Origin of the sequence: Paenibacillus thermotolerans, from assembly GCF_028745515.1 — a bacterium.
GTDB classification, from domain to species: domain Bacteria; phylum Bacillota; class Bacilli; order Paenibacillales; family YIM-B00363; genus Paenibacillus_AE; species Paenibacillus_AE thermotolerans.
This window is the reverse complement of the sequence record NZ_JAQZSG010000001.1, coordinates 100,960-123,238: the sequence shown is the minus strand read 5'-3', so window position 1 is coordinate 123,238 and position 22,279 is coordinate 100,960. Positions and strand designations below refer to the sequence as shown.

Sequence of the window (22,279 nt, the reverse complement as noted above, 5' to 3'; positions counted from 1 at the left end):
CAGCATGATCGAATTACAAAATGTGAGTCATCAATTTGCGATCGGAAAAAAAGGGAAGGAAAGAAGCGTTCCGGTGCTGAACGACGTTCAGTTAAAGGTGAATAAAGGGGAAATCGTTGCGCTTCTAGGGAGAAGCGGCTCGGGAAAATCGACCTTGCTTCACTTAATTTCGGGCTATGTCCGACCGGCTCAAGGTGAAATCATCATCAACGGCCGGCATGCGACTCGGTTTACCGAGGGAGAGTGGGCGGACTTTAGAAGGAAGCATTTCGGATTTATTTTTCAAAGCTTTCAGCTCATTCCGAGCATGACCGCGTTCGAGAACGCCGAGCTGCCGCTGGTGCTGGAAGGAATTCCGCCGAAGGAGCGGGAGCGCAGAGTGAACGACATGCTGGAGAAGCTGGGCGTTGCAGCGTACAAAGGGCATTATCCGGGGGAGCTGTCCGGCGGACAGCAGCAGCGCACGGCCATCGCAAGAGCGCTCATCCTGCAGCCGCTCATTGTGCTTGCGGACGAGCCTACCGGGAGCTTGGACTCCGAGAACGAGCAGCAGCTGCTCAACCTCATTCGGCAAATTAACCGGGAAGAAGGTACGACATTCTTAATCGTTACTCATGATGAGCAAGTCGCTTCGGCTGCGAGGCGCACGGTCGTAATTCGAGACGGCAAGGTGATACAGGAAGGAGAGTTACGGCATGAAGCTATCCGATAAGCTGCGATTCGTAAGACAAAATATGAAGCGGCATCGAACCAGACTGTTTATGACGATATTGGCTGCAGCAATGGGCTGCGGATTTCTGATCGACTTGGCGTCGATCGGCTTCGGGCTTCAGAAAAGCATCGTAGACGAAATCGTCGGCGACCGGCTTGTCACCGAAATTGAAGTGCATGGCAAGGAGCAAGGGGATCGAGGAGCCGGCTCGTTAACCGAACACGATCTTGATTACTTATCCTCGGTTGCCAACGTAAAGGCCGTGACGCACAGGGCGTACTTGCAGCAAAGCGTTATCCCCGTCGTTGACGGCGTTAAGGGCTTGGGCGGCAGCGCTGTCGTGCTGGATATCGCTTCGGAACAGAAAACAGGTTTCCCGCTTTCCGCAGGGACAATGCCTGCGAACAAACAGGAAGCGCTGATCGGCCCGCATTTTCGGGCGCAGTTTATGAATCCGGACGAGGGAAGCGGCAAGCCGGAGGCGGTTCCCGATGCGGCGGAATGGATCGGTAAGACGGTATCGTTTACGCTGGTGCAGACGTTTCCAAGCGGAAACAAGGAGCAAACGTACCAAGTGAAAATCGTCGGCGTAACGGAAAAGCCGACGAAGGAATGGATGTCGGACAATTATTTGTATATCGGCAGCGACTTGTTGGATGAGATTGAGGCGTTCACTCAAACCCGATACGGGAGGGAGCGAACGGCGGAGGAGGACAACGCCCAAGATGAGTTGAACGAGCCGAGACCGCTCCAACAAGTTAAGGTTTATGCCGATCATGTCAGTCACGTAAAGCAAATTGCCGAGACGATCCGCAAGGAAGGCTACTACAATCACAGCATTGCAAACGAGCTTGAGAACGTCAATATGGTGTTTTTCGTGCTGAAGCTCGGGCTTTTCTTCGTCGGAACGATCGCTGTGCTGATCGCTTCCATCGGCATTTACAATACGATGACGATGGCGGTCTCCGAAAGAGCGCAGGATATCGGGATCATGAAGGCGATCGGCGCGCATCCGAGAACGATTCGCGGCTTGTTTATGCTCGAGAGCGGGATGATCGGATGCTGGGGAGCCTTGATCGGCATTGCAGCCGCGTACGCGATCTCGGCCGGGGCCAATTTCATCGTGCCGTATATTATTGAAAGCTTTATGAACGAAAAGCCTCCGGCATCGTTCGTCATTTCTCACATACCGCTCTATTTGACGATCGGGTGTGCGGTATTGTCGATTGCCGTGGCTGTTTTCTCCGGAATGCGTCCGGCTGCAAGAGCGACGCGGGTCGATGTTCTTTCCGCGCTTCGCAGGGACATTTAACGGAAGACGCCGGAAAGAAAGCCAAGATAGGGCTTGACGCAATGTTCATGTGCGTTACAATGAGCACATGAAAGCGGAAGGGACTATTCTGGCGATGGAATCCAAACTCAACATTAGAAATATAGGAATTTTCGCTCATGTCGACGCAGGAAAGACGACGACGACGGAGCAAATGCTTTTTCTCAGCGGTAAAATCAGAGCTTTGGGAAGCGTCGACGACGGGACGGCTCAGACGGATCACCTGGATGTGGAGCGGGAGCGCGGCATTTCCGTCCGGGCGGCGGTGACGCGTCTAACATGGAAGCATACGGAGTTTAATTTAGTCGATACGCCGGGACACGCCGATTTTTTGTCCGAAGTGGAGCGGTCGCTGCGCGTGATGGACGGAGCCGTCCTCATCGTGTCCGCGGTGGAGGGCGTGCAAGCCCAGACGGAGGTCATTTGGCAGGCGCTGATGGACTTGCGCATTCCGACGCTGATTTATGTCAACAAGCTGGACCGCATCGGAGCGGACGCAGCGGCGGTCGTCGGCCAAATTCGCCGGCTGCTTTCCCCCGGCTGCGTTCCGATTCAAGCGCCGATCGGTGCCGAAGCGGAGTTTCAAGGCTCTGTCAGTTTATTTGACTCCGGCGTCGGTTTTGACACTTTAGGAAATTCCTTTATGGAGCGGCTGATGGAAACGATCGCCGAGTACGATGAGGCCATGCTTGACAAATACGTGGAGCGGGGAACGCTCCCTGCGGATGAAATGCGGAGCGCGATGAAGACGCAAGTCCGAGAGCTGCGCCTGTTCCCGGTGTTATTCGGCGCATCCGGCAAAGGAATCGGCGTGACCGAGCTGATGAACGCCGTTGTGGACTGGCTGCCGCCGCCAAACGCCAAGCCCGACGCTCCGGTTTCCGGAGTCGTATTTAAGCTGGAGCAGAACGAATCGATGGGAAGAATCGCTTACGTTCGTTTATATAACGGGGTGCTTCGCAACCGCGACAGCGTCTTGAATGCTTCGCAAGGAGCGGAACAGAAAATAACGCAAATCCGCAAGGTGTCCGGAGGGAAATACGAGGACACGGGCGTGCTGCAGGCCGGGGATATTGCAGCGGTCTGCGGCTTGGCACAGGTGAAGATCGGAGATATATTGGGAGACCAAGGCAGCGTGCCGGGCGAACGGCGGCTGGCCGTCCCGCTGCTCACCGTGCAGGCGCGGTGGAACAACGAGGCAGAGTATCCCGCCGTCGTCGAAGCGCTTCAGCAGCTTGCGGACGAAGACCCGCTGCTTGATTTGCAGTGGCTCCAGGAAGAGCGCGAGCTTCATTTGAAGGTGATGGGCCCGATTCAAATCGAGGTGCTCTCGCATATATTGAGCAGCCGGTTCGGGCTTCAGGTGACGTTCGACGCTCCGACGGTCATCTACAAGGAAACACCGGTTCAGCCGGGCGAAGGCTTCGTCGCCTATACGATGCCGAAGCCGTGCTGGGCGATCCTGCGTTTTCATATCGAACCGGGGGAAAGCGGCAGCGGGCTTCAATATTCCAGCATCGTTCGTCCCGAGCGGCTCTTGGAAAGCTACCAGAACGAAGTGGCCCGCCGCGTGCCGGAGGCGCTTCAGCAAGGGTTAAAGGGCTGGGAGGTTACCGACCTTAAAATTACGCTGATTGAAGGGGAGCATCACGTCTGGCATACGCACCCTCTTGACTTTGCCGTCGCAACGCCGATGGGCATTATGAACGGACTCGTAAATACGGGAACGAAGCTGCTTGAACCGATTTTGCGGTTCAGGCTGTCTACGCCGGAGGAGTTCGGCGGTAAAATTATGGCGGAGCTGTCCGGGATGCGCGCGCAATTCGATACGCCGTCGCTGCGCAACGGCAGGATGGAGCTCGAAGGAAAGCTGCCGGTCGCTACGTCTCTCGATTTTCCGGCGCGACTTGGTTCAATGACGAAAGGAAGAGGAACGCTGACGACCTTCTTTGCGGGTTACGAGCCGTGTCCGCCGGACGTGCAGGCCGTACGGCAAAGAAGAGGCGTCAATCCGCTTGACACCTCCAAGTATATTCTTTGGGTCCGCAATGCGCTGTCCCGCATGACTTGAAGCTATTCGTCGATAATTTCAAGCAAATGTTGTTCGTAGCTTTCCTCATTCATGTCGAAGATGGCACGCATGAGAGCCTCCTTGCGCTCCGGCGGGGACATCCGGGAATATTCGGCCTCCTCTGCGGAGGCCATTTTGGCTTGGAAACCTTCTTGGCTGTTTTCCGTAATAAAATCTACGACCTGATCCAAAGGCATGTTTTTTAAGTTCCAGATGCTGATATGCTTCATTGCGATGTTCACCTCGATAGTTTATTATGTCCGGCAATTGATGACGAAAGTCAATTCCTTTCCTTATACTTATCTTTTATGATGATAAAAAAACGATGAAAGCGGAGTGTAAGAGAATGGGAGCGTCATTTTACGGAATTGCATTGGCTGTTGCGGCGTTGATTATGTATCGGAGAACGAAAAACATGTACCGCCCGATCAAGGGAGACGGCAGACGAATTTTGATCCCGATCTTTTTTATCGCCATACCGGGTGCCGCGCTCGTCACGAATCCGGAGGCGCATGCGTTGATTTGGGAATGGTTCGCCGCATTGCTGCTGGGCGTTCTATTATCGATTCCATTAATATGGACGACGGATTACGAGATTCGCGAAGACCGGCAAATTTACGCCAAAAAAAATATGTGGTTCGTCATCGCCTTTGTCATCGTGATCGCCATTCGGTTTTTGTTGAGAAATGAGTTGAACATGTTCGATCAGCAAACGAAAGCGGCGCTGTTCATGATGGTTGCCGCCGGCTACATTATTCCTTGGAGGGTCGTATCGTTCATCAAATTCCGCAAGACGCTGCAGCACCGGGAGCTTGCCATTGCGCAACCATAACGATTAAGGGGTGTGAGTATTGGGGGAGAAAGAAGCAGAGAACGCCGGCGAATTTTCGGACGAGGAGCTCGAGCGTTATTTTCAAGAAGCCGAGAACGAGGAGAAGTATATCCCGTTCTGGCAATCCGCCGCGGTCAAGCGAATACTGGCCGGCATAATCAGCGTCATGCTGGTTGCCAACGTGCTCGCCTTCCTGCCGAAGGTGTTCTCGATGCCAGCCGTTCAATTTCTATCCACATCCGCACGTTTGTTTCAATCCGAAACGATTCAAGGCTATAGTAAAGCGGTTGTCGTCGTATCGGCCGGCAATCGAAAAGGGACAGGCTTTCAAATTTCCGGCGAGCAGGGGATTATCGTAACGAATAAGCATGTCGTCGGCGATGAATCAGTCAGCACGATCACCTTCGCGAACGGAGAACGGCGTATAGGAAAGGTTATCGTTCGCGATCCGGACGTCGATATCGCCTTGCTTTCCGTCGGACCGAACGAGCACCCCGTGCTGGAGCCGGCCGATCCGGAGCTTGAGACGACCGGCAAGCCGGTGGTTGTCATCGGTAATCCGTTGTTCTTTAACTGGATCGCGAATGAAGGCAAGGTGCTGAGCTTGCTGGAGGACAGAAATCCTCCGATGCTGGCGCTTCAAGCCCCTATTTACAGAGGCAACAGCGGAAGTCCCGTCATCGGGGAAGACGGAAGAGTGATCGGCGTCGTGTTTGCCACAAGCACCGTCGAAGTGGAGGAGAAAGAAGCGAAAGTCGGGCTTGCCGTCCCCATACGCTGGGTGATCAAGCATCTGGAGCAGTAATGAACGCCGGAAAGCGAAACACCCTTCTCACGCAAGCGCGAGGAGGGTGTTTTTTTACAATAAACGTGGAAATTATCCGACGATATTGCGGGCAGTAACATACGCTTTGGACCAAAAGCCGGAATTGAAGTTGTTCATGCCGACTCCATCCCACGCAGGGTTGGCATGAATGAAATTGCCGTCCCCGATATAAATGCCGACATGATTAATAACGTTGTCGTTGTTCGTATCGAAAAAGATAAGATCGCCGAGCTTCAAATTCGATTTCGATACATATGTGCCTTGCTTGGACTGGTCCCTGCTCGAGCGTTTGAGCTCGATGCCGACTTCGCGATAAACGAGCTTTACGAAAGCCGAGCAATCTGTGTAACGGTTATTGGTCGTCCACGGCTCCGCTCCGAATTTGTAATCGAATTGTCCGTTATAGCTCTTGGCGACCGTCACAATATTATTGCGCAATGTACTGGTGGAAACCGCCGGGGAAGTGCTTTCGCCGGAAGGAGCCGTCGGAGACGTGCCGCCGCCGGTGGTTGCAGCTTTAAAATCCGTATATTTGGCGTTTGCCGATATGTATCCGATTTTGCCTCTTTGATCTTCGATTTTCAACCAGTAGCTGTTCATCTTCTCGATGACGTGAATGTCTTCTCCCCTTGGGATCAAACGGATTACGCTGGAGCCCGTGCTCGGACCGGTTCTGAAGTTAACCCCGGCGATCACTTCCGTTTCATATGACACCGCAGCCGATGCGGAAGCTGCAAATGCCGATGATATCATTACAGATGCGAGAATCGTAGCTAGTTTTTTTCGCACCAACACCACCTCCGTATTACTAGAATAACCCATGGAATTGAGAGGAGACAGGGGCCAAATGCTGGAAACGGATTTGTATCGGCTTGCGGACATGGGGTAAAATGGGGTGAGCATCTATTGCGGCATTAAATTACTAGAAAAGAACGGACGGTTGAAAGTGACAAACGCAAAAAGACCGAAACTGGAATTTCTCGATCTGTATAGAGCCTTCGGAATTATGGCGGTCATCGCCATCCACGTCACTTCGTTCCCTATGGTTCAGCTGGAGAAGGGCACGTGGCAGCAGGCGTTTTATCAATTCATCAATAACGGAAGCAATTTTGCCGTGCCGTCATTTCTTTTTTTAAGCGGTTTGGTTTTGTTCTACAATTATTTCCATCGGTCGGCCGACCGGACATGGATCGTGCCGTTTTATAAGAAAAGGCTGATGTACATTCTCGTTCCTTATTTGATCTGGTCTTTTTTCTATTATTTGATGGCGCAGGTGATGAACGGCTCCGGCGTAATAGGCAATCTTGATATGTATTTCCAGCGGCTCCTGACCGGAAAAAACTATACGCATTTGTATTATTTCATTATCATTTTGCAGTTTTACGTGTTGTTCCCGCTGCTGCTGCAGTTGTCCGCCAAAGCGTTTGTGAAAAAATGGCTCATTCCGTTCGCGGTGCTCGTGCAAATCGCTTTTTTTGCGGCGAACAAGCTGTTTTTCCATTTCGATCAAACGGGCATCTTGTTCATTACCTACTTTCTCCATTTCATTGCCGGGGCTTATATAGGCATTTACTACGAGAAGGCATTCGCCGCGCTGAAGAGAAATACAGCGATTATTACCGCGGTGTTTATCGCAGGGACGCTATTATATGTGTACGCCTCAAAAATGTATTACCAATGGTTGCCCGCCCTGCTTCCATATAAAGCAAATTTGAACTTTGTCATTTATTATGTGTTTACGGTGTCGGCCTGCCTCTTTTTGCTTTTGGCTTCGCAATGGATGTACGGGCTTCGTTCGCTCAAGAGCGTAAATCGGGTGCTTCAGTCCATTGGCATCGCTTCGTTTTTAATATTTTTGGCGCATCCGTTCGTTTTGGCCGTATGGAGACAATACGTCACGTCCCATTTCGGCGCCTATTATCATTATTTGACTTGGCTCGGAGGAGCCGTTTCGCTTGCGCTCTCGTGGGCGGCATTCGCCGTCGCGAGGAAGATACGCGGGTCTTGGATCTTTATAGGAAAATAAGCTTTTAAGGTAAAGCGGCCGAACGGCCGCTTTACCTTTTTTTAACGGGCGGTCGTTAGTCATATGTATATTTTACGGCACATACATTTTATAGCCGTCTGTTGAATGGGAGTGGAGTGATTTTCAAATCGTGAAATGAGCTTCGGAGGTATGGCGACATGATAAACGGCCGATTGAAGATCACGGCTTTATCGTTTATTTATGACGAGAAAGAGCGTACGGTACAAAATTTGAAAAGCGGGACGATCAGTAAAGAGAACGCCATCGGAAGCATCGGCACGCTATACCAGATTGCGTCCCATCTGAAGGATGCCGAAACGATGAGCAAGCTCAGCAGTCTTATTTCTTTAATCCGAAGTAAGGAGCACTTCGGCGGATTTTTCGATCCGTATTTTGAGAGGGTATCGGAGGAGGAGGAGGTAGGGAAACCGTCCGGTGCGGTCGGATGAGATACGCTGTCCTTTTTTTCATTTGTTTTCCTTGACACATCTATTTACGGTATGAGACGATGTACGCGTGTACATAGTAAGCGTTTACAGGAAAGTAGGTAGAATCATGGCGACCCGCAAGGAAGTGGCCGAGCTCGCCGGCGTGTCGGAAGCGACCGTTTCCCGGGTGCTGAACGGGGTTGGGCCGATCAAGGAAACGACCCGTCAGCGCGTCATGGCCGCAGCCAAACAATTAAACTATCATCTGAATGCGGTCGCGGCCAGCTTTGCCAGAGGGAAGAGCGGGAATATCGGCGTAGTGCTGCCGTTCGTCCCGAAGGTCCATTTGTTTTCGACCTACTACTTCTCGGAGCTGCTCAGCGGCGTCGGAGAGATCGTCCGAACGAGCGGGTACGGTTTGCTGCTGTTGTTTCGCGACCCGGCGGTCCCGTTCGACTACGTGTCGCTGTTTCGGACGCACCGGATCGACGCATGCATCATTCTCGGAGCGAGCTCGCTGCCCGCGGAAACGGAATCCGTCCGTCGCCTGGCACAGGAAGGCCTTCCGTTCTGCGTCATCGACCAGCATTTCGAAGATCCCGGAGTTAGCATCGTATCCGCGGATCACGCGGCCGGCGCCCGCGACGCCGTCGCTCACCTGCTTTCCCTCGGGTACGAAAGAATCGGTTTTTTGAACGGCTCGCCGCAATATTCCGGCAGCAGCAACCGGTTCGACGGGTACAAGCGCGCGCTGTTCGAAGCGGGCGTGCCGCTGGACGAATCGATTGTGTTCGAAGGGAATTACAGCAGTACGAGCGGTTACCGGCTGACCGAGCAAGTGCTCGCGAGCCGCGGACGTCTCGATGCGGTCTTTGCAGCGAACGACCGGATGGCGATCGGGCTCATGCAGGGGCTGAGGGAACGCGGGCTGTCGCCGCCATCCGACATGCCGATCGTCGGCTGCGACGATTCCGACGCATCGCGCCTTTCCGATCCGCCGCTTACGACCGTACATGTTCCGTTTTTTCAGATGGGTAGCTTGGCTGTCGAACGGCTGCTGAAGCAGCTGGCGGAAGGTACGAGAAAGTTTTCAGTCTTTCATGAGCAACTGGCAACCAGACTTATCGTTCGAAGGTCTTGCGGTGCGATTCGTACCGAATGAGACGAATGATTTTCATTAATCTGGGGAGGGAAGGTTTCATGAAGCAAGTGAATGTCGGTATGGTAGGTTATAAGTTTATGGGCAAGGCGCACAGCCAAGCGTACAAAGAAGCGCCGATGTTTTTCCCGAAAGCGCCCAAGCCCGTGATGAGAGCGATCTGCGGACGCGACCCTGAGGGCGTAGAACAAGCCGCATCGCAGTTCGGCTGGGAGACCAGCGTAACGGATTGGAGCGAATTGGTGAACCGGAGCGATATCGATTTGATCGACATTAACGCTCCGTCGAACGTACATAAAGAAATTGCGATTGCCGCCGCCAAGGCGGGCAAACATATATTTTGCGAAAAGCCGCTCGCGCTGACGTTGGCGGATTCCCGCGAAATGCTGGATGCGGCGGAGAGGGCGGGAGTCAAACATATGGTAGGCTTCAACTACCGGTTTGCGCCCGCCGTGCAATTAGCCAAAAAGCTGGTGGACGAAGGGCGGCTCGGAACGATTTATCATTTCCGCGCCTGGTTTTTGCAGGATTGGATTATCGACCCGGAGTTTCCGCTCGTATGGCGGCTCGATAAAACGATCGCCGGCTCCGGCTCGCACGGGGATCTCGGGGCCCATCTCATCGATTTGGCCCATTTCTTGGTCGGCGACATGAAGGAAGTGATCGGCATGAGCGAAACGTTCATTAAAGAGCGTCCGGTGCCGAGCTCGATGACGGGACTGAGCGCGAAGGGCAGCAAAGACGCGCCGCTCGGACCGGTGACGGTTGACGACGCGACGTTGTTTATGACGCGATTTGCGAACGGCGCGCTCGGCAGCTTTGAGGCGACCCGCTTTGCGATGGGGCACCGCTGCACGAATTCGTTCGAAATTAACGGAAGCAAAGGTTCCGTGAAGTTTGATTTCGAGCGGATGAACGAGCTTCAAGTGTATTTCGGCGACGATGCCGACGACGTCCAAGGCTTCCGGCGCGTGCTCGCCACCGATCCGGCGCATGCGTACTTGGACGCTTGGTGGCCTCCGGGTCATACGATCGGATACGGGCAGACGTTTACGCATGAGGTCGTGGAGATGTTGAACGCAATCGCCGAAGACCGGCAGCCGGTGCCGAACTTCCATGACGGCGTCAAGTGTCAGGCGGTATTGGAAGCGGTGGACCGCTCCATTGAAGAGCGCCGCTGGGTCGGAATCGACGAGATGTAAGCAATTGTTTCGAATTGCATTGATTTTACGCGATATGCGTCGTACGGAAGGAGATTCAATCCATTGAAAAAAGCGTTGATCGTATGGGGCGGATGGCTTGGGCACCAGCCTAAAGAGGTTGCGGAAATATTCCGCGAGGTGCTTGAGAACGAAGATTTTGAGGTTGAGGTGTCCGACACGCTGGAAGCGTTCGCAGACGCCGACAAGCTGATGGGTCTTGATTTGATCGTTCCGATTTGGACGATGGACCGGATCGATCAGAAGCTTGTCAACAACGTGTCCGCGGCTGTCCAGAGCGGAGTAGGTCTCGCCGGCTGCCACGGGGGCATGTGCGATGCTTTCCGCGACAACGTCGACTGGCAGTTTATGACCGGGGGCAACTGGGTCGCCCACCCCGGCAACGACGGCACGGAGTACATTGTGAACATCGCAAACTCGTCCAGCCCGCTCGTGGCGGAAATGGAAGACTTCGCAGTAAAGTCCGAACAGTATTATTTGCACGTCGACCCGGCGGTCGAGGTGCTTGCGACGACCCGGTTCCCGACCGTACCGGGGCCGCATTCTCTGAACAAAGCCGTCGACATGCCGGTGGCGTGGACGAAGCGATGGGGCGTAGGGCGCGTTTATTACAATTCGCTCGGCCACCAGGCTGACATTATCGAAATGCCCGTCGTGAAGGAAATGATGCGCAGAGGCTTTCTTTGGTGCGCGGAGGGCAAGGCGCTCGCGCAAGGCATGAAGCAGGAGCAGGCGTATACCGGCATGGCGGATAGCCAGGTTTAGCAAAAGCGAAAGCAAAAGCGAAAGCAAAAGCAAAAGCAAAAGCAAAAGCAAAAGCGAAGGCGTGGAAACCTATGGAAAAAATTAGAGCGGGAATTATCGGTACCGGCAATATTAGCGGGATTTATTTTAAGAACGGCAAGCTGTTTGAATCGATGGAGGTCGTCGCCTGCGCCGACATCGACGTCGAGCGGGCGGTTGCGAAGGGGGAGGAGAATGGCGTGCGGGGCTGCTCCGTCGACGAGCTGCTTGGCGCCCCCGACATTCAGATGGTGATCAACCTGACGATTCCCCAGGCGCATGCGGACGTAAACTTGAAGGTGCTGGAGGCAGGCAAGCACGCTTACGTTGAAAAGCCGTTTGCGGTTGCACGGGAGGATGCGCAGAAGGTGCTCGAGCTGGCAGCGCGCAAGGGGCTTCGTGTCGGCGGCGCGCCGGACACATTCTTGGGCGGCGGCATTCAAACCTGCATCAAGCTGATCGAGGACGGCTGGATCGGAACGCCGATCGGCGCCACGGCCTTTATGGTGTGCGGCGGGCACGAAAGCTGGCACCCGGCGCCGGAGTTTTATTATCAAGTCGGCGGCGGTCCGATGTTCGATATGGGTCCGTACTACTTAACGGCGCTCGTCGCCATGCTTGGTCCGATCCGCAGAGTTACCGGGTCTGCGGCCGTTTCGTTCCCGGAGCGGACGATTACGAGCAAGCCCAAGTACGGGCAGAAGGTGAAAGTGGAAGTGCCGACGCATGTTGCAGGCATCATGGATTTCGAAAGCGGAGCGGTCGGCACGATCTTGACGAGCTTCGACGTTCGCGGCGGCTCGATGCTGCCTCGCATTGAAGTATACGGCAGCCACGGCACCATCCTGGTACCGGACCCGAACGGCTTCGGCGGGGCGGTTCAGGTATGGCGGGCAGGCGCGCAGCAATGGTCGTCCATCCCGTTAACGCACGGGTATGTCGAGAACGCGCGCGGCGTAGGTGCGGCCGATATGGCCAAGGCGATCTTAACGGGCCGCAAGCACCGCGCCAGCGGCGAGCTCGCCTACCATGTGCTGGAGGCGATGCACGGCTTCCACGACGCTTCGGAGCAAGGTGCTCATTATACGATGAAGAGCACCTGCGAGAAGCCGGAGCCGCTTCCGCTCGGACTGGCGGACTACAGTTTGGATTAAAGCGGAAAAGGGCAGGGTGTCCCCTTTGAGGGCAGCCGCCCTTTTGTGTTTGCTGGAGGGAGCGTTCCCGTAGCGAAACTATGTTCCGTAGCAAAGCGTCGGTGGTCGCCATTGCATCTTGCAGCGGAACTTTGTTCCGTAACCGAGCGGTGGATGCTACCTTTGCTCGGTGCAGCGGAACTTCGTTCCGTTGCAGAGCGGTGGAGGCTGCCTTTGCTCCGTGCAGCGGAACTTCGTTCCGTTGCAGAGCCGCTGCGGCCGCTTTTGCTCCGTGCAGCGGAACTTTGTTCCGTTCCAGAGCCGCTGCAGTCGCTTTTACTCCGTGAAGCGGAACAAGGTTCCGTTGAAGGTAACTAATTTGTTGGGTGAGGTATTGCAGCGGAATAAAGTTCCGTTCGAGGTGGTCAGTCACGCGGTGCGGAAGAGAGCAACGGAACAGGTTCCGTTGGAGGCAGCTAGTTTGTCGGTGTGGGGTACTGCAGCGGATTATAGTTCCGTTCGAGGTGGTCGATCATGCGGTACGGAAGAGACGGCTAGGTTTCGTATTTTTATACTCATGGCAAATGGAGAAACTCCCCTTGCTCGAGTCAAAATCACGGTCGAGAGGCAGAGCAACTGGAGAAACTCCACCTACTCAAGTCGAAACCGCGGTTGAGAGGCAGAGCAAATGAAGAAACTCCCATTACACGAGTCAAAACTGCGGTCGAGAGGCAGAGCAACTGGAGAAACTCCACCTACTCAAGTTGAAATCACGGTCGAGAGGCAGAGCAAATGGACAAACTCCCATTACTCAAGTCGAAACCGCGGTTGAGAGGCAGAGCAAATGGAGAAACTCCCATTGCTCAGTTCAAAACCGCGGTCTTACGCCTAGCAACGTTACCGCTGCGCAAGCATATGCTTCATCTGGCTGCGCTTGATCGTATTCGTCGCCAGCAGCGCGACGCAATAGACGATCAACGCCACGCTGATCGTGCCAAGCACGCACCATACGAGCGCAAAGCCCGAGCTTTGCATATAAGAGAAAGTGTAGTGACCGAACAGCCACATGCACCCTCCGCAAAACACCACCTTCACCATTTGCCGAATATCCAAATACAGACCGATTACGCTCGATACGGAGAAGAAATGCAGCATTGCCAGCAGTCCGATCCCGAAGCCGATCCCGACCGCAACGCCGTATATGCCGAACTCTGTGCCGAGAATAATGATGGCCGCCGCCTTCGCCAAGGTTGCTATCATAAAGTTCCACATCGCGGGCTTCGCTTTGCCGAGGCCGAGCAATATCGCGTACAGCGGATCGTCGAAATAGTTCAAGAAAAAGATCGGTGCCAGCAGCTTCAGCAGCGGTCCCGCCTCAGGCGCGTTGTAAATTAACGTCGTTAACGGCGTGGCCAGCATAAATAAAATGACCGTGCACGGCGTGCCGATCATGAGCGAAATCTGCATCGCCAAATCGATTCGCTGATGGATCAATCGGCCGTTGCGGTTCGCTCTAGCTTCGCTGATCGCAGGAATGAGCGCCGTCGTCAGCGAATGGGTGACGAAGCTCGGGAAAAACAACAGCGGAAACGCGTACCCGGCCAGCATGCCGAATTGCTTTGTCGCCACGGCGGTCGCCATTCCGTATACCGCCAAGCTTTTCGTGACGAGCATCGGTTGAAAAGCGCTATATATCGAATGGATAAACCCGTTGCCTGTCGTCGGCAGCCCGATATGCATCAGCTCAAAGAACGTTTGCTTGCCTTGACTAAGCTGGCTGAGGAATCTCCGTTTCGTCCGCTCGCTCGTTCGATACATTCGAAACTTCAAGAGCAGATACAGCAACCCGGCCGCCTCGCCCGCGACCGATCCGACCATGGCCCCCGCTGCGGCATATTCCAATCCGTACGGCAGCAGCAGCTGAATCAGCACCATAACTATGGTTACCTGCACCGCATTTTCGATAATATCGGAAAAGGCGATGGAACGCATATTTTGCTTCCCGCGGAAATACCCTTTCAAAACCGCGGACACCGCCACGACCGGTGCAATCGGAATGAGCGCGAGCATAGCGTAATAGGCTCGTTCGTCCGTCAGAAACAGCTTCGCCCACGTTTCGGCTCCCCAATAAGCAGCCGTCGTTAAAATTACGCTTAACGTGCCGGTCGCGGCAAGCGATACATAAAGGATCTTTTTTACTTTCGCTTGATCGTCCCTTACGTCCGCTTCCGCCACAAGCTTGGAGATGGCCACCGGCAGACCCAGCTGCGTGATCGTAATAATCAACGGGATCAAGGGATACGCCATCATCATTAAACCGATGCCTTCGGCTCCGAGCAGCCGGGCCAATACGATGCCGTTCAAAAAGCCTAACAATCGAGTAATCAACGCCGCCGAGGTCAATAAAACCGTTCCCCGAATAAATGACTGCTTCTGCATTGGCCTTTCCTCTCCATTAATCAAGTTGAATTGTATAAATATATTCATCTTGCGGACAGACATGCGAACAAGCAGGTAAACGTCACAATTGCGAAGAATGATAACGTGTGGCGACAGCTCCAAATAAGAACAAAATCAGGGGGAATATACGGTATGGCGACAATAGAAGATTTTGAAAAGCTCGATATTCGAATCGGAACGATTGTGAGGGCGGTGCCTTTCCCGGAAGCGCGCAAGCCTGCGATCAAGCTCGAAATCGATTTCGGCCCGCTCGGAATGAAACAAAGCTCCGCGCAAATTACGAAACGGTATGAGCCGGAGGCTTTGATCGGTAAGCAGGTTGTTGCCGTTGTAAACTTCCCGCCGAGACGAATTGCCGGGTTTGTATCCGAGGTGCTGGTGCTCGGCGGAACTCCGGACGAAGGAGACGTAGTGCTGCTTGCGCCGGAGGAATCCGTTCCCGACGGCACGCCGGTTGCCTGAGGAAGAATGCAGTATCGGCATTTTCTTATGAGAAATATTGACACTCGAAAAAAGAATATGTAAAAATAAGTATTAGCACTCTTGCAATTAGAGTGCTAATACCTTTTGAGCTATGGATTTACATACGAAAGGGGAAGCCGTTCATGGCAAAAAAACAGTTCAAAGCCGAATCCAAGCGACTGCTGGAAATGATGATCAACTCGATTTACACACAGAAGGAAATTTTTTTGCGGGAGCTTATCTCCAACGCCAGCGACGCGATCGATAAAATTTACTACAAAGCGTTAACCGACGATTCTCTCGTATTCAACAAAGAAGACTATTATATCCGGGTGACGTCCGATAAGGAAGCGAGGACGCTCACGATTGCGGACACCGGCATCGGCATGACGAGGGAAGAGCTCGAGAACAACCTCGGCGTCATCGCGAAGAGCGGTTCTCTTGCCTTTAAGAAGGAGAACGAGGCGAAGGACGGGTACAACATTATCGGCCAGTTCGGCGTCGGGTTTTACTCGGCCTTCATGGTGGCGGATAAAGTAACGGTCACCAGCAAAGCGCTGGGCAGCGACGAAGCGTTCAGATGGGAATCGTCCGGTGCAGACGGGTATACGATTGAGCCGGGCCATAAAGATTCGGTAGGGACGGAGATTGTTCTTACAATCAAGCAAAATACCGAGGATGAGCATTACGACGAGTATCTAGAAGAGTACCGGCTGAAAGCGATCATCAAGAAGTATTCGGACTTCATCCGGTATCCGATCAAGATGGGCGACCAAACCGTCAACAGCATGATCCCGATTTGGCGGAAAAACAAGAACGAGCTGAAGCCCGAGGATTACGAAAATTTCTACACGGAGAAGCGATACGGGTTCGACAAACCGCTGAAGCACATCCATATTAGCGCCGACGGCGCCGTGGTGTATAACGCGATTCTTTTTATCCCCGAGCATACGCCTTTCGACTATTACACCAAGGAATACGAAAAAGGCTTGGAGCTTTACTCCAATGGCGTGCTTATAATGGATAAATGCGCGGATTTGCTTCCCGACTACTTCAGTTTTGTCAAAGGCATGGTCGATTCCGAGGACTTGTCTCTCAACATCTCGAGAGAAATGCTGCAGCACGACCGGCAGCTGAAGCTGATTGCGAAAAACATTAAAAATAAAATCAAAAGCCAGTTGGAAGGCTTGTTGAAGGATGAGCGCGAAAAGTACGAAAAGTTTTATCAATCGTTCGGCAGACAGCTCAAATATGGGGTATACAGCGACTTCGGGACGAATAAAGACGTACTGCAGGATTTGCTGTTGTTCTATTCCTCCAAAGAGAAAAAGCCGGTAACGCTCGAAGAATACGTCTCCAGAATGCCGGAGGAGCAAAAATATATTTATTACGCCGCAGGGGAATCGATAGAACGAATCGAGAAGCTTCCGCAGACGGAGCTTGTAGCCGATAAGGGGTATGAGATTCTTTACTTTACGGATGAAATCGACGAATTCGCCGTGAAGGTGCTGATGAGCTACAAGGATAAGGAGTTCAAATCGGTATCGAGCGGCGACCTCGGGATCGAGGCGGACGCAAACGAAAAAGCGCAAACGGAAGAGAATGAAAATAAGGATCTCTTCGCGCATATGGAGCAAGTGCTCTCCGGCAAGGTGAAAAGCGTGAAAGCGTCCAAGCGCTTGAAAACCCACCCGGTATGCTTGTCCGCCGAAGGGGACATATCGATCGAGATGGAGAAGGTGCTCCGAGCGATGCCCGCCGGAGGCGAAGGCGTGTCGGCGGATAAGGTGCTGGAGATCAACACCGGACATCAAGTGTTCCAATCGCTGAAGGACGCTTATCAGAACGATAAGTCGAAGCTGGAGCTGTATACGAAGCTTCTTTACAACCAAGCGCTGTTGATCGAAGGGCTGCCGATTGAAGACCCGGTTGAATTTACGAACGATATGTGTAAAGTAATGGTATAACGAAACGAACCCACTATATCCGACGGCCAATAACCCGCCCTTCGCAAAGTTTGCATGCAGGCGGGTTATTGTATACTGTCCAAAGGAGAGCGCTATGTGCCGAAATATTAAAACGTTGTTTAACTTCGATCCGCCGGCGACCGACGATGAAATTATGGCCGCGTCGCTGCAATTCGTAAGAAAAATTTCTGGCTTCAACACGCCTTCCAAAGCGAATGAAGAGGCGTTCCTTCGCGCCGTGGACGAGGTGGCCGCCGTGGCGAAGCATTTGCTCGATTCGCTAGTAACGAACGCGGAGCCCCGCAACCGCGAGGTTGAAATCGAACGGGCGCGCGCCCGCAACGCGAAACGATTCGGCACGGATAACGGATGATCCCCTGATAAAAAACGGCCGATTTCCGAGGAAACCGGCCGCGAATAGCTACAGCGTCCCGTTTATAGTTTCGCTTTAATGCCGTATAGATAGTGAACCACCGCACCGGCTGCGCCTACATAGTAAAGAACCGTCAAGACCAAGTTTGTAGGATCGACAGGCGCCATATTTACAAGAAGGTAAAGAGGGAAAACGTGGTATAAAACATTTTGCAAAAATCCCAAGATCGGTCTGTGAAGCGAACTGAGACTGTTTGTTTTTACTAGGGCAAGAGCGAGATCGATAACCATTACGCCGAGAACGGCCCACATCGCGTAGGACATCCAATCGGAGGAAAGCTCAAAGGTCATTTATCATCTCACCTCCATATTTCTTCCTTACGTTATTCTATGTTCCAATCCAACGGTTGTACCATGACGGCCATGCCTATTTTTATCCGGGTTACCGGACCGGATGAATCCTCCAATAATAGGAAATGCTATTATCGTTGAAAGGATGATGAAGATGATTACGTGCGAACATTGCGGAAAAAAGACCGGGTATGGACCTGTCGGAGAAAGCTGGATTTGCGAGGATTGCAGAATGGAACCGCTGGAGGAAGATGAACCGGAGGCGGAACAATAATAAAGAGAGCAAACAAAAATCCCGCTGCCTTTGCAAAGAAAGGCGCAGGATTTTTTTCGTTATCTGGATCGGATTTCCTGCCTCATGAACACCATATAGGTGATCGCGAAGCAGATGACGGTGGCGGCGACCAAACAAGTAATTTGCGGCCATACCAGCAGCAGGCTTTGAGTGACCGGCAGCGGGCCGGGAATGGCTCCCAATACTTGCTCCGTTGTTAAAAAAGAGCTTAAAGTTCTGATTGACGGCATCAGCAGCGTCGTGGTGGCTTCGCTGAACAATTGGCTGGGCGAAAGCCGGTTGAGGAAGCTGATGAACTGGCTGTGCCATAGGATGGCTGCGGTGCCTGCCGACTCGCCGGGTTTTGTGCCGCTTGCGATCAAATTAATAATGAGCGAGAAGAAAATGCTGAAGAACAGCCAGACCGCAATGCCGCCGAGTGCCGAAGTAGCCGGCTGGCGAAACCGAACGGAAAACAAAATCGATAAATTTAACCAAAACGCGACGTAGCAAACGGTTAACACCCAGAACGCCAGCATCCGGATAAATTCCTCCGGAGTCGGAGGGATGCCGAGCATCAGCAAACCGAGTCCCATGATCAGAAGCATTAGCGCGCCGAACATGACCGAAATAACGATCAATCCGGCCGTAAACTTCGCGTTCAACAAGTAGTCTCGATGAATCGGCTGGGACATAATCCGGCTGAGGGTGCCTTTGCTCCGCTCCGAATTGACCGCATCGAAGCCCAAGCCGATGCCGAGCAGCGGACCGAGAAAGCTTACGAACGTAATAAAGGACGGGAGCGGCGTGCCCGAGCTCGAAACGGTAAACAGCTTCAGAAAGAAGAACGCGGTATCCGCATCGTCGGAGCCGGCCGCGCCCCGGATCGCCATTAGCGCGGAATATAACGAACCGAGACACGTCAATGCGATGATGGCGAGCAGTATGATAAAACGCCAGCTTCTGACGTGGTCGCCGATTTCTTTCACTACGATGGTCCAAAACGGATGCACGAGTTTCGACTCACGCATGAGATTCACCGCCTTCGAAGTACCGGTGATAAATTTCGTCCAAGCCGTACGATTTCTTATGCAAGGAATGCAGTTCGGCTCCGCTGTCGATTACGCACTTTGCAAGCTTGCCGGAAATATCGTGCTTGCACTGGAGGCGAATATTCTCCGCATCGGAGTGCAGACGGATCACTCCGTCTAGAGCATGCAGCTCATCCAACAGTTTGTCGGTGACGGGAGCCGCCGAAAGCTCGATCGAGATCGGCTCATCCTTGAATAAGCTTTCCGACAGCTCGGCGACGGTTCCTACCGCAACAAGCTTTCCTTTGACGAACAGTCCGACCCGATCGCAAATTTCCTGCACTTGATGCAGATGATGCGAGGAGAGCAAGACGGTAATATGAAGCTCGGTGCTCAGCCTGCGAATCAGCTCCAGCAGTTCGGAAACGCCCTTCGGGTCGATCCCGAGCGTCGGTTCGTCAAGAATAATGACCTCGGGGTCCTTGATCAGGACATCCGCGAGACCGAGCCGCTGCCGCATCCCGCGGGAATAAGCGCCGGCTCTTTTTTCGGCGTCATCCTTCAAGCCGACACGCTCCAGCAGTTCAAGCGCCTTGCTTCTCGCTTCCGATTCGGGGATCCGGTTCAGCTTGGCGGTGAAAATCAAGTTTTCCAAGCCGCTCAAATCTTCGTAAAAGCCGACGTCGTCGGGCAAATAACCGACTCTGCGCTTCACCTGAATCGGCTGGCGCGTAGAATCGATGCCGCATACCTGCACGCTGCCCGAGTAAGGCTCCGTCAGGCCGAGCATCATGAGAATCGTCGTCGATTTGCCGGCTCCGTTCGGTCCGAGAAGACCGAATACTTCCCCGCGGTTGATCGTAAGCGTCAATCGATCGACTGCCGTGAAATCGCCGTATTTTTTCGTGACGCTCTTCAGCTCGATAATGGGCTCGCTCATCATTAGCGCCTCCCGTATTTGCGGAACAGATAATAGATGCCCCCAAACACGCACACAATGATGAGAATGCCAAGCCATCCCCACAAAATCGATGTTTTCACGGCAATTCTAAAGTCTGCGCTGGAGGAAACCTCCGGGGTTCTTGCAGTAATGCTAGTTACATAGTCGCCGGGAATCGCTTTGTCGCTTGCCTTCAGCGTAGCGGTCACCTTGCCGGTTTGACCCGGTTCGATCGAGTCGATCGTCTTTTTATCGAACGTCACTTCCCAACCGATCGGAGCCGTATAATCAAGCGCTACGTCTTTCAAAGCGGTGGTTCCCGTATTGCGCACTTCCAGCTCCACTTTCGTTTTCCCTCCGGCATTCACATCCGCGCTAAGCAGCCCTTTAGGCGTCGTCAACTGCATTGCGTATTTGCCGGTAATGACAACCTCCAGCTCCGTCTCGGCGGAGGTGGAGCCCGCATTCGCCTTAATCGGAATCGTATAGGTTCCTTCCGTAATTCCTTCCGGCGGCGTAATGTCGACATTGACCGATTGCGTTGAGTTCGGTTCGACACTGGCCGAAGTAGCCTGCGTGCCGCCGACCTTAAATACGACGTCCCAACCGCGTTCCGCCTCCGAAGTCAGCGCATACAATTGTTTTTCGCCGGTTCGGTTGCGAAGATCAAGCCGATAATTGAAATTGGAATCGGCGTTTCCTTCCATATTCGGCTGGTCAACCGTCAATTCGCTTTTGTACGTGCCGGTTTCCGAAACATTGACGGTTAACGGCAAAGACGCAAGGCTGCCGGCTTCAACGGTGAAGCGGTATTCGCCCTTCTGCACCTGCAGCGGCACGTCAACCTCGATTTGCAATGACTGCGTTTCTCCGCCCTTCACGGAAAGCTCCTTCACTTCCCAAGACCCCGCAGTAATTTTATATTCCCAATCCGCGGGGAGACCCGATACGCGAATCGGGGCGCTTTGCATTTGGCCGGTGTTGTTCAGCATGTCGATCGAGTAATTGATCGTTTCTCCCGGCGGGACGGAAATATGTTTGTAAGGCGTAAACAGTGTAATTTCCCCCGCGGCGCTCGCCGGCGTCCAAGCAAGCGACGCAGTCCCGAGCAACAAAATAAGCATGATGCAAACCGTCTTTTTCCATGTACTCGACATGAATAACCCCTCCTGTTTTTTATTTCATCTTGGTTACGAACGGGAGGGTGAAATAGATTTATAACCGAGATTAAAGGAACATAAAAATTCGCTTAATAGAAGCTTAAAATGGCCGAAAACGCTTTTTTAATCAACTCATTTCTGATAAAAAAGGAGGTGAAAACAATACTGCAGAGGTGGATGAAAGTGATCAAGCGTGACGAATTGGAGCCTCTCGAACCGAATGCCGGCGGGTCTCTTTCTGCGTTCGAAAGCTTTTATGCAATCTACTCGGACTTCGTTTATCGCATTGCATTGCGCCTCACCTCCAATCGGGCGGAAGCGGAAGACATTTGTCAGGATGTCTTCATGGAGGCGCTGGAGAAGATGGATCAGTTCGATCCGGGGCGGGGCAGTGTCGAAGCTTGGCTTGCGGTGAAGACGAAATCCCGCTGCCTTGACCGTCTCCGGCGTAAGCGGCGGATTCGGATGGAGCAGCTTGAACATTATTATGAACTGCCGGCCGCCCTTTACGAGCCGGTGGAAGATACGGTCGCCTCCCAATTGATACGGGAGAGGCTGCATCAAGCGATTATGAGCATTCCCGCTCCTCAGAGGCAAGCGGTGTACGGATCGTATTTCGAGGAGCGGACTCATCGGGAGCTGGCCGAGCGGCTAAATCGGCCGGTCGGTTCGGTCAAATCGCTTATTCGGTACGGCCTTCGAAACATTCGGCGGCAAATGGCGAGCCATGAAACAGGATAAA

22 protein-coding genes are annotated in these 22,279 nt (G+C 53.2%); 15 read left to right on the top strand and 7 right to left on the bottom strand.

The window, feature by feature from the left end:
- Positions 1-4 precede the first annotated feature (4 nt).
- The 3 genes from PT964_RS00560 to PT964_RS00550 all read left to right on the top strand — a co-directional run bounded on the left by PT964_RS00560 (position 5) and on the right by PT964_RS00550 (position 4,113).
- Positions 5-712 carry an ABC transporter ATP-binding protein gene (locus tag PT964_RS00560; RefSeq protein ID WP_274361353.1) on the top strand — a complete coding sequence of 236 codons (708 nt, stop codon included), beginning with the start codon at positions 5-7 and terminating at the stop codon, positions 710-712.
- Complete coding sequence (locus PT964_RS00555; RefSeq protein ID WP_274361352.1) at positions 696-2,024, top strand: ABC transporter permease; 1,329 nt, start codon at positions 696-698, stop codon at positions 2,022-2,024. The genes PT964_RS00560 and PT964_RS00555 overlap by 17 nt, the downstream gene beginning before the upstream one ends.
- A 94-nt stretch (positions 2,025-2,118) precedes the next feature.
- On the top strand, positions 2,119-4,113 hold the full coding sequence (locus PT964_RS00550) for an elongation factor G (RefSeq protein ID WP_274361351.1): 1,995 nt from the start codon (positions 2,119-2,121) through the stop codon (positions 4,111-4,113).
- A 2-nt stretch (positions 4,114-4,115) separates the two neighbouring features.
- On the opposite strand, the gene PT964_RS00545 is transcribed toward PT964_RS00550, so the two are convergent.
- On the bottom strand, positions 4,116-4,343 hold the full coding sequence (locus tag PT964_RS00545) for a hypothetical protein (RefSeq protein ID WP_274361350.1): 228 nt from the start codon (positions 4,341-4,343) through the stop codon (positions 4,116-4,118).
- 116 nt (positions 4,344-4,459) lie between these two features.
- Between PT964_RS00545 and PT964_RS00540 the strand changes: the two genes are divergently transcribed.
- Positions 4,460-4,945 carry a cytochrome c biogenesis protein CcdC gene (locus PT964_RS00540; RefSeq protein WP_274361349.1) on the top strand — a complete coding sequence of 162 codons (486 nt, stop codon included), beginning with the start codon at positions 4,460-4,462 and terminating at the stop codon, positions 4,943-4,945.
- A 19-nt stretch (positions 4,946-4,964) separates the two neighbouring features.
- Positions 4,965-5,750, top strand: coding sequence for a trypsin-like peptidase domain-containing protein (locus PT964_RS00535; protein WP_274361348.1), 786 nt, complete (start codon positions 4,965-4,967; stop codon positions 5,748-5,750).
- Positions 5,751-5,822: 72 nt separating this feature from the next.
- Here the strand turns inward: PT964_RS00535 and PT964_RS00530 are convergent, their stop codons facing one another.
- Positions 5,823-6,560: a C40 family peptidase gene (locus PT964_RS00530; protein ID WP_274361347.1), complete on the bottom strand. Its 738-nt coding sequence runs from the start codon at positions 6,558-6,560 to the stop codon at positions 5,823-5,825.
- 157 nt (positions 6,561-6,717) lie between these two features.
- Here PT964_RS00530 and PT964_RS00525 point away from each other — a divergent pair, with 157 nt between their 5' ends.
- From PT964_RS00525 to PT964_RS00500, 6 genes are all read left to right on the top strand, one after another.
- Entirely contained in the window at positions 6,718-7,797 is a 1,080-nt protein-coding gene (locus PT964_RS00525) for an acyltransferase (protein ID WP_274361346.1), read from the top strand.
- Between the two features lie 158 nt (positions 7,798-7,955).
- Positions 7,956-8,246, top strand: a complete 291-nt coding sequence (locus PT964_RS00520) for a hypothetical protein (protein ID WP_274361345.1) — start codon at positions 7,956-7,958, stop codon at positions 8,244-8,246.
- Positions 8,247-8,352: 106 nt separating this feature from the next.
- Positions 8,353-9,387 (top strand): LacI family DNA-binding transcriptional regulator, encoded by a 1,035-nt coding sequence (locus PT964_RS00515; protein ID WP_274361344.1) that lies wholly within the window; start codon positions 8,353-8,355, stop codon positions 9,385-9,387.
- A gap of 38 nt (positions 9,388-9,425) precedes the next feature.
- Positions 9,426-10,586: a Gfo/Idh/MocA family protein gene (locus PT964_RS00510; protein ID WP_274361343.1), complete on the top strand. Its 1,161-nt coding sequence runs from the start codon at positions 9,426-9,428 to the stop codon at positions 10,584-10,586.
- A 63-nt stretch (positions 10,587-10,649) separates the two neighbouring features.
- The gene (locus PT964_RS00505; RefSeq protein ID WP_274361342.1) at positions 10,650-11,369 is read left to right on the top strand and encodes a ThuA domain-containing protein; all 720 of its coding nucleotides are present in this window, start codon (positions 10,650-10,652) and stop codon (positions 11,367-11,369) included.
- A 71-nt stretch (positions 11,370-11,440) separates the two neighbouring features.
- Positions 11,441-12,541: a Gfo/Idh/MocA family protein gene (locus PT964_RS00500; RefSeq protein ID WP_274361341.1), complete on the top strand. Its 1,101-nt coding sequence runs from the start codon at positions 11,441-11,443 to the stop codon at positions 12,539-12,541.
- A gap of 876 nt (positions 12,542-13,417) precedes the next feature.
- On the opposite strand, the gene spoVB is transcribed toward PT964_RS00500, so the two are convergent.
- Positions 13,418-14,959, bottom strand: a complete 1,542-nt coding sequence (gene spoVB, locus PT964_RS00495) for a stage V sporulation protein B (protein WP_274361340.1) — start codon at positions 14,957-14,959, stop codon at positions 13,418-13,420.
- 153 nt (positions 14,960-15,112) lie between these two features.
- On the opposite strand from spoVB, the gene csaA reads away from it, so the two are divergent.
- The 3 genes from csaA to PT964_RS00480 all read left to right on the top strand — a co-directional run bounded on the left by csaA (position 15,113) and on the right by PT964_RS00480 (position 17,782).
- The gene (gene csaA / locus PT964_RS00490) at positions 15,113-15,442 is read left to right on the top strand and encodes a chaperone CsaA (RefSeq protein WP_274361339.1); all 330 of its coding nucleotides are present in this window, start codon (positions 15,113-15,115) and stop codon (positions 15,440-15,442) included.
- A gap of 143 nt (positions 15,443-15,585) precedes the next feature.
- On the top strand, positions 15,586-17,409 hold the full coding sequence (gene htpG / locus PT964_RS00485; RefSeq protein ID WP_274361338.1) for a molecular chaperone HtpG: 1,824 nt from the start codon (positions 15,586-15,588) through the stop codon (positions 17,407-17,409).
- A 94-nt stretch (positions 17,410-17,503) separates the two neighbouring features.
- On the top strand, positions 17,504-17,782 hold the full coding sequence (locus PT964_RS00480) for a DUF2277 domain-containing protein (protein ID WP_274361337.1): 279 nt from the start codon (positions 17,504-17,506) through the stop codon (positions 17,780-17,782).
- A gap of 62 nt (positions 17,783-17,844) precedes the next feature.
- On the opposite strand, the gene PT964_RS00475 is transcribed toward PT964_RS00480, so the two are convergent.
- The 4 genes from PT964_RS00475 to PT964_RS00460 all read right to left on the bottom strand — a co-directional run bounded on the left by PT964_RS00475 (position 17,845) and on the right by PT964_RS00460 (position 21,534).
- Positions 17,845-18,132 (bottom strand): hypothetical protein, encoded by a 288-nt coding sequence (locus tag PT964_RS00475; protein WP_274361336.1) that lies wholly within the window; start codon positions 18,130-18,132, stop codon positions 17,845-17,847.
- Between the two features lie 333 nt (positions 18,133-18,465).
- On the bottom strand, positions 18,466-19,437 hold the full coding sequence (locus PT964_RS00470) for an ABC transporter permease (protein WP_274361335.1): 972 nt from the start codon (positions 19,435-19,437) through the stop codon (positions 18,466-18,468).
- Positions 19,430-20,377 (bottom strand): ABC transporter ATP-binding protein, encoded by a 948-nt coding sequence (locus tag PT964_RS00465; protein ID WP_274361334.1) that lies wholly within the window; start codon positions 20,375-20,377, stop codon positions 19,430-19,432. The genes PT964_RS00470 and PT964_RS00465 overlap by 8 nt, the downstream gene beginning before the upstream one ends.
- A 2-nt stretch (positions 20,378-20,379) precedes the next feature.
- The gene (locus PT964_RS00460) at positions 20,380-21,534 is read right to left on the bottom strand and encodes a COG1470 family protein (protein ID WP_274361333.1); all 1,155 of its coding nucleotides are present in this window, start codon (positions 21,532-21,534) and stop codon (positions 20,380-20,382) included.
- Between the two features lie 186 nt (positions 21,535-21,720).
- Between PT964_RS00460 and PT964_RS00455 the strand changes: the two genes are divergently transcribed.
- Positions 21,721-22,278: an RNA polymerase sigma factor gene (locus tag PT964_RS00455; protein ID WP_425262647.1), complete on the top strand. Its 558-nt coding sequence runs from the start codon at positions 21,721-21,723 to the stop codon at positions 22,276-22,278.
- Position 22,279 lies beyond the last annotated feature (1 nt).

What these genes read in the sequence shown, in the direction of transcription:
- PT964_RS00560 (WP_274361353.1), top strand. Translation starts at nt 5, where the DNA reads ATGATCGAATTACAAAATGTGAGTCATCAATTTGCGATCGGAAAAAAA.
- PT964_RS00555 (WP_274361352.1), top strand. Translation starts at nt 696, where the DNA reads ATGAAGCTATCCGATAAGCTGCGATTCGTAAGACAAAATATGAAGCGG.
- PT964_RS00550 (WP_274361351.1), top strand. Translation starts at nt 2,119, where the DNA reads ATGGAATCCAAACTCAACATTAGAAATATAGGAATTTTCGCTCATGTC.
- PT964_RS00545 (WP_274361350.1), bottom strand. Translation starts at nt 4,343, where the DNA reads ATGAAGCATATCAGCATCTGGAACTTAAAAAACATGCCTTTGGATCAG.
- PT964_RS00540 (WP_274361349.1), top strand. Translation starts at nt 4,460, where the DNA reads ATGGGAGCGTCATTTTACGGAATTGCATTGGCTGTTGCGGCGTTGATT.
- PT964_RS00520 (WP_274361345.1), top strand. Translation starts at nt 7,956, where the DNA reads ATGATAAACGGCCGATTGAAGATCACGGCTTTATCGTTTATTTATGAC.
- PT964_RS00515 (WP_274361344.1), top strand. Translation starts at nt 8,353, where the DNA reads ATGGCGACCCGCAAGGAAGTGGCCGAGCTCGCCGGCGTGTCGGAAGCG.
- PT964_RS00510 (WP_274361343.1), top strand. Translation starts at nt 9,426, where the DNA reads ATGAAGCAAGTGAATGTCGGTATGGTAGGTTATAAGTTTATGGGCAAG.
- PT964_RS00500 (WP_274361341.1), top strand. Translation starts at nt 11,441, where the DNA reads ATGGAAAAAATTAGAGCGGGAATTATCGGTACCGGCAATATTAGCGGG.
- spoVB (WP_274361340.1), bottom strand. Translation starts at nt 14,959, where the DNA reads ATGCAGAAGCAGTCATTTATTCGGGGAACGGTTTTATTGACCTCGGCG.
- csaA (WP_274361339.1), top strand. Translation starts at nt 15,113, where the DNA reads ATGGCGACAATAGAAGATTTTGAAAAGCTCGATATTCGAATCGGAACG.
- htpG (WP_274361338.1), top strand. Translation starts at nt 15,586, where the DNA reads ATGGCAAAAAAACAGTTCAAAGCCGAATCCAAGCGACTGCTGGAAATG.
- PT964_RS00480 (WP_274361337.1), top strand. Translation starts at nt 17,504, where the DNA reads ATGTGCCGAAATATTAAAACGTTGTTTAACTTCGATCCGCCGGCGACC.
- PT964_RS00475 (WP_274361336.1), bottom strand. Translation starts at nt 18,132, where the DNA reads ATGACCTTTGAGCTTTCCTCCGATTGGATGTCCTACGCGATGTGGGCC.
- PT964_RS00470 (WP_274361335.1), bottom strand. Translation starts at nt 19,437, where the DNA reads ATGCGTGAGTCGAAACTCGTGCATCCGTTTTGGACCATCGTAGTGAAA.
- PT964_RS00465 (WP_274361334.1), bottom strand. Translation starts at nt 20,377, where the DNA reads ATGAGCGAGCCCATTATCGAGCTGAAGAGCGTCACGAAAAAATACGGC.
- PT964_RS00460 (WP_274361333.1), bottom strand. Translation starts at nt 21,534, where the DNA reads ATGTCGAGTACATGGAAAAAGACGGTTTGCATCATGCTTATTTTGTTG.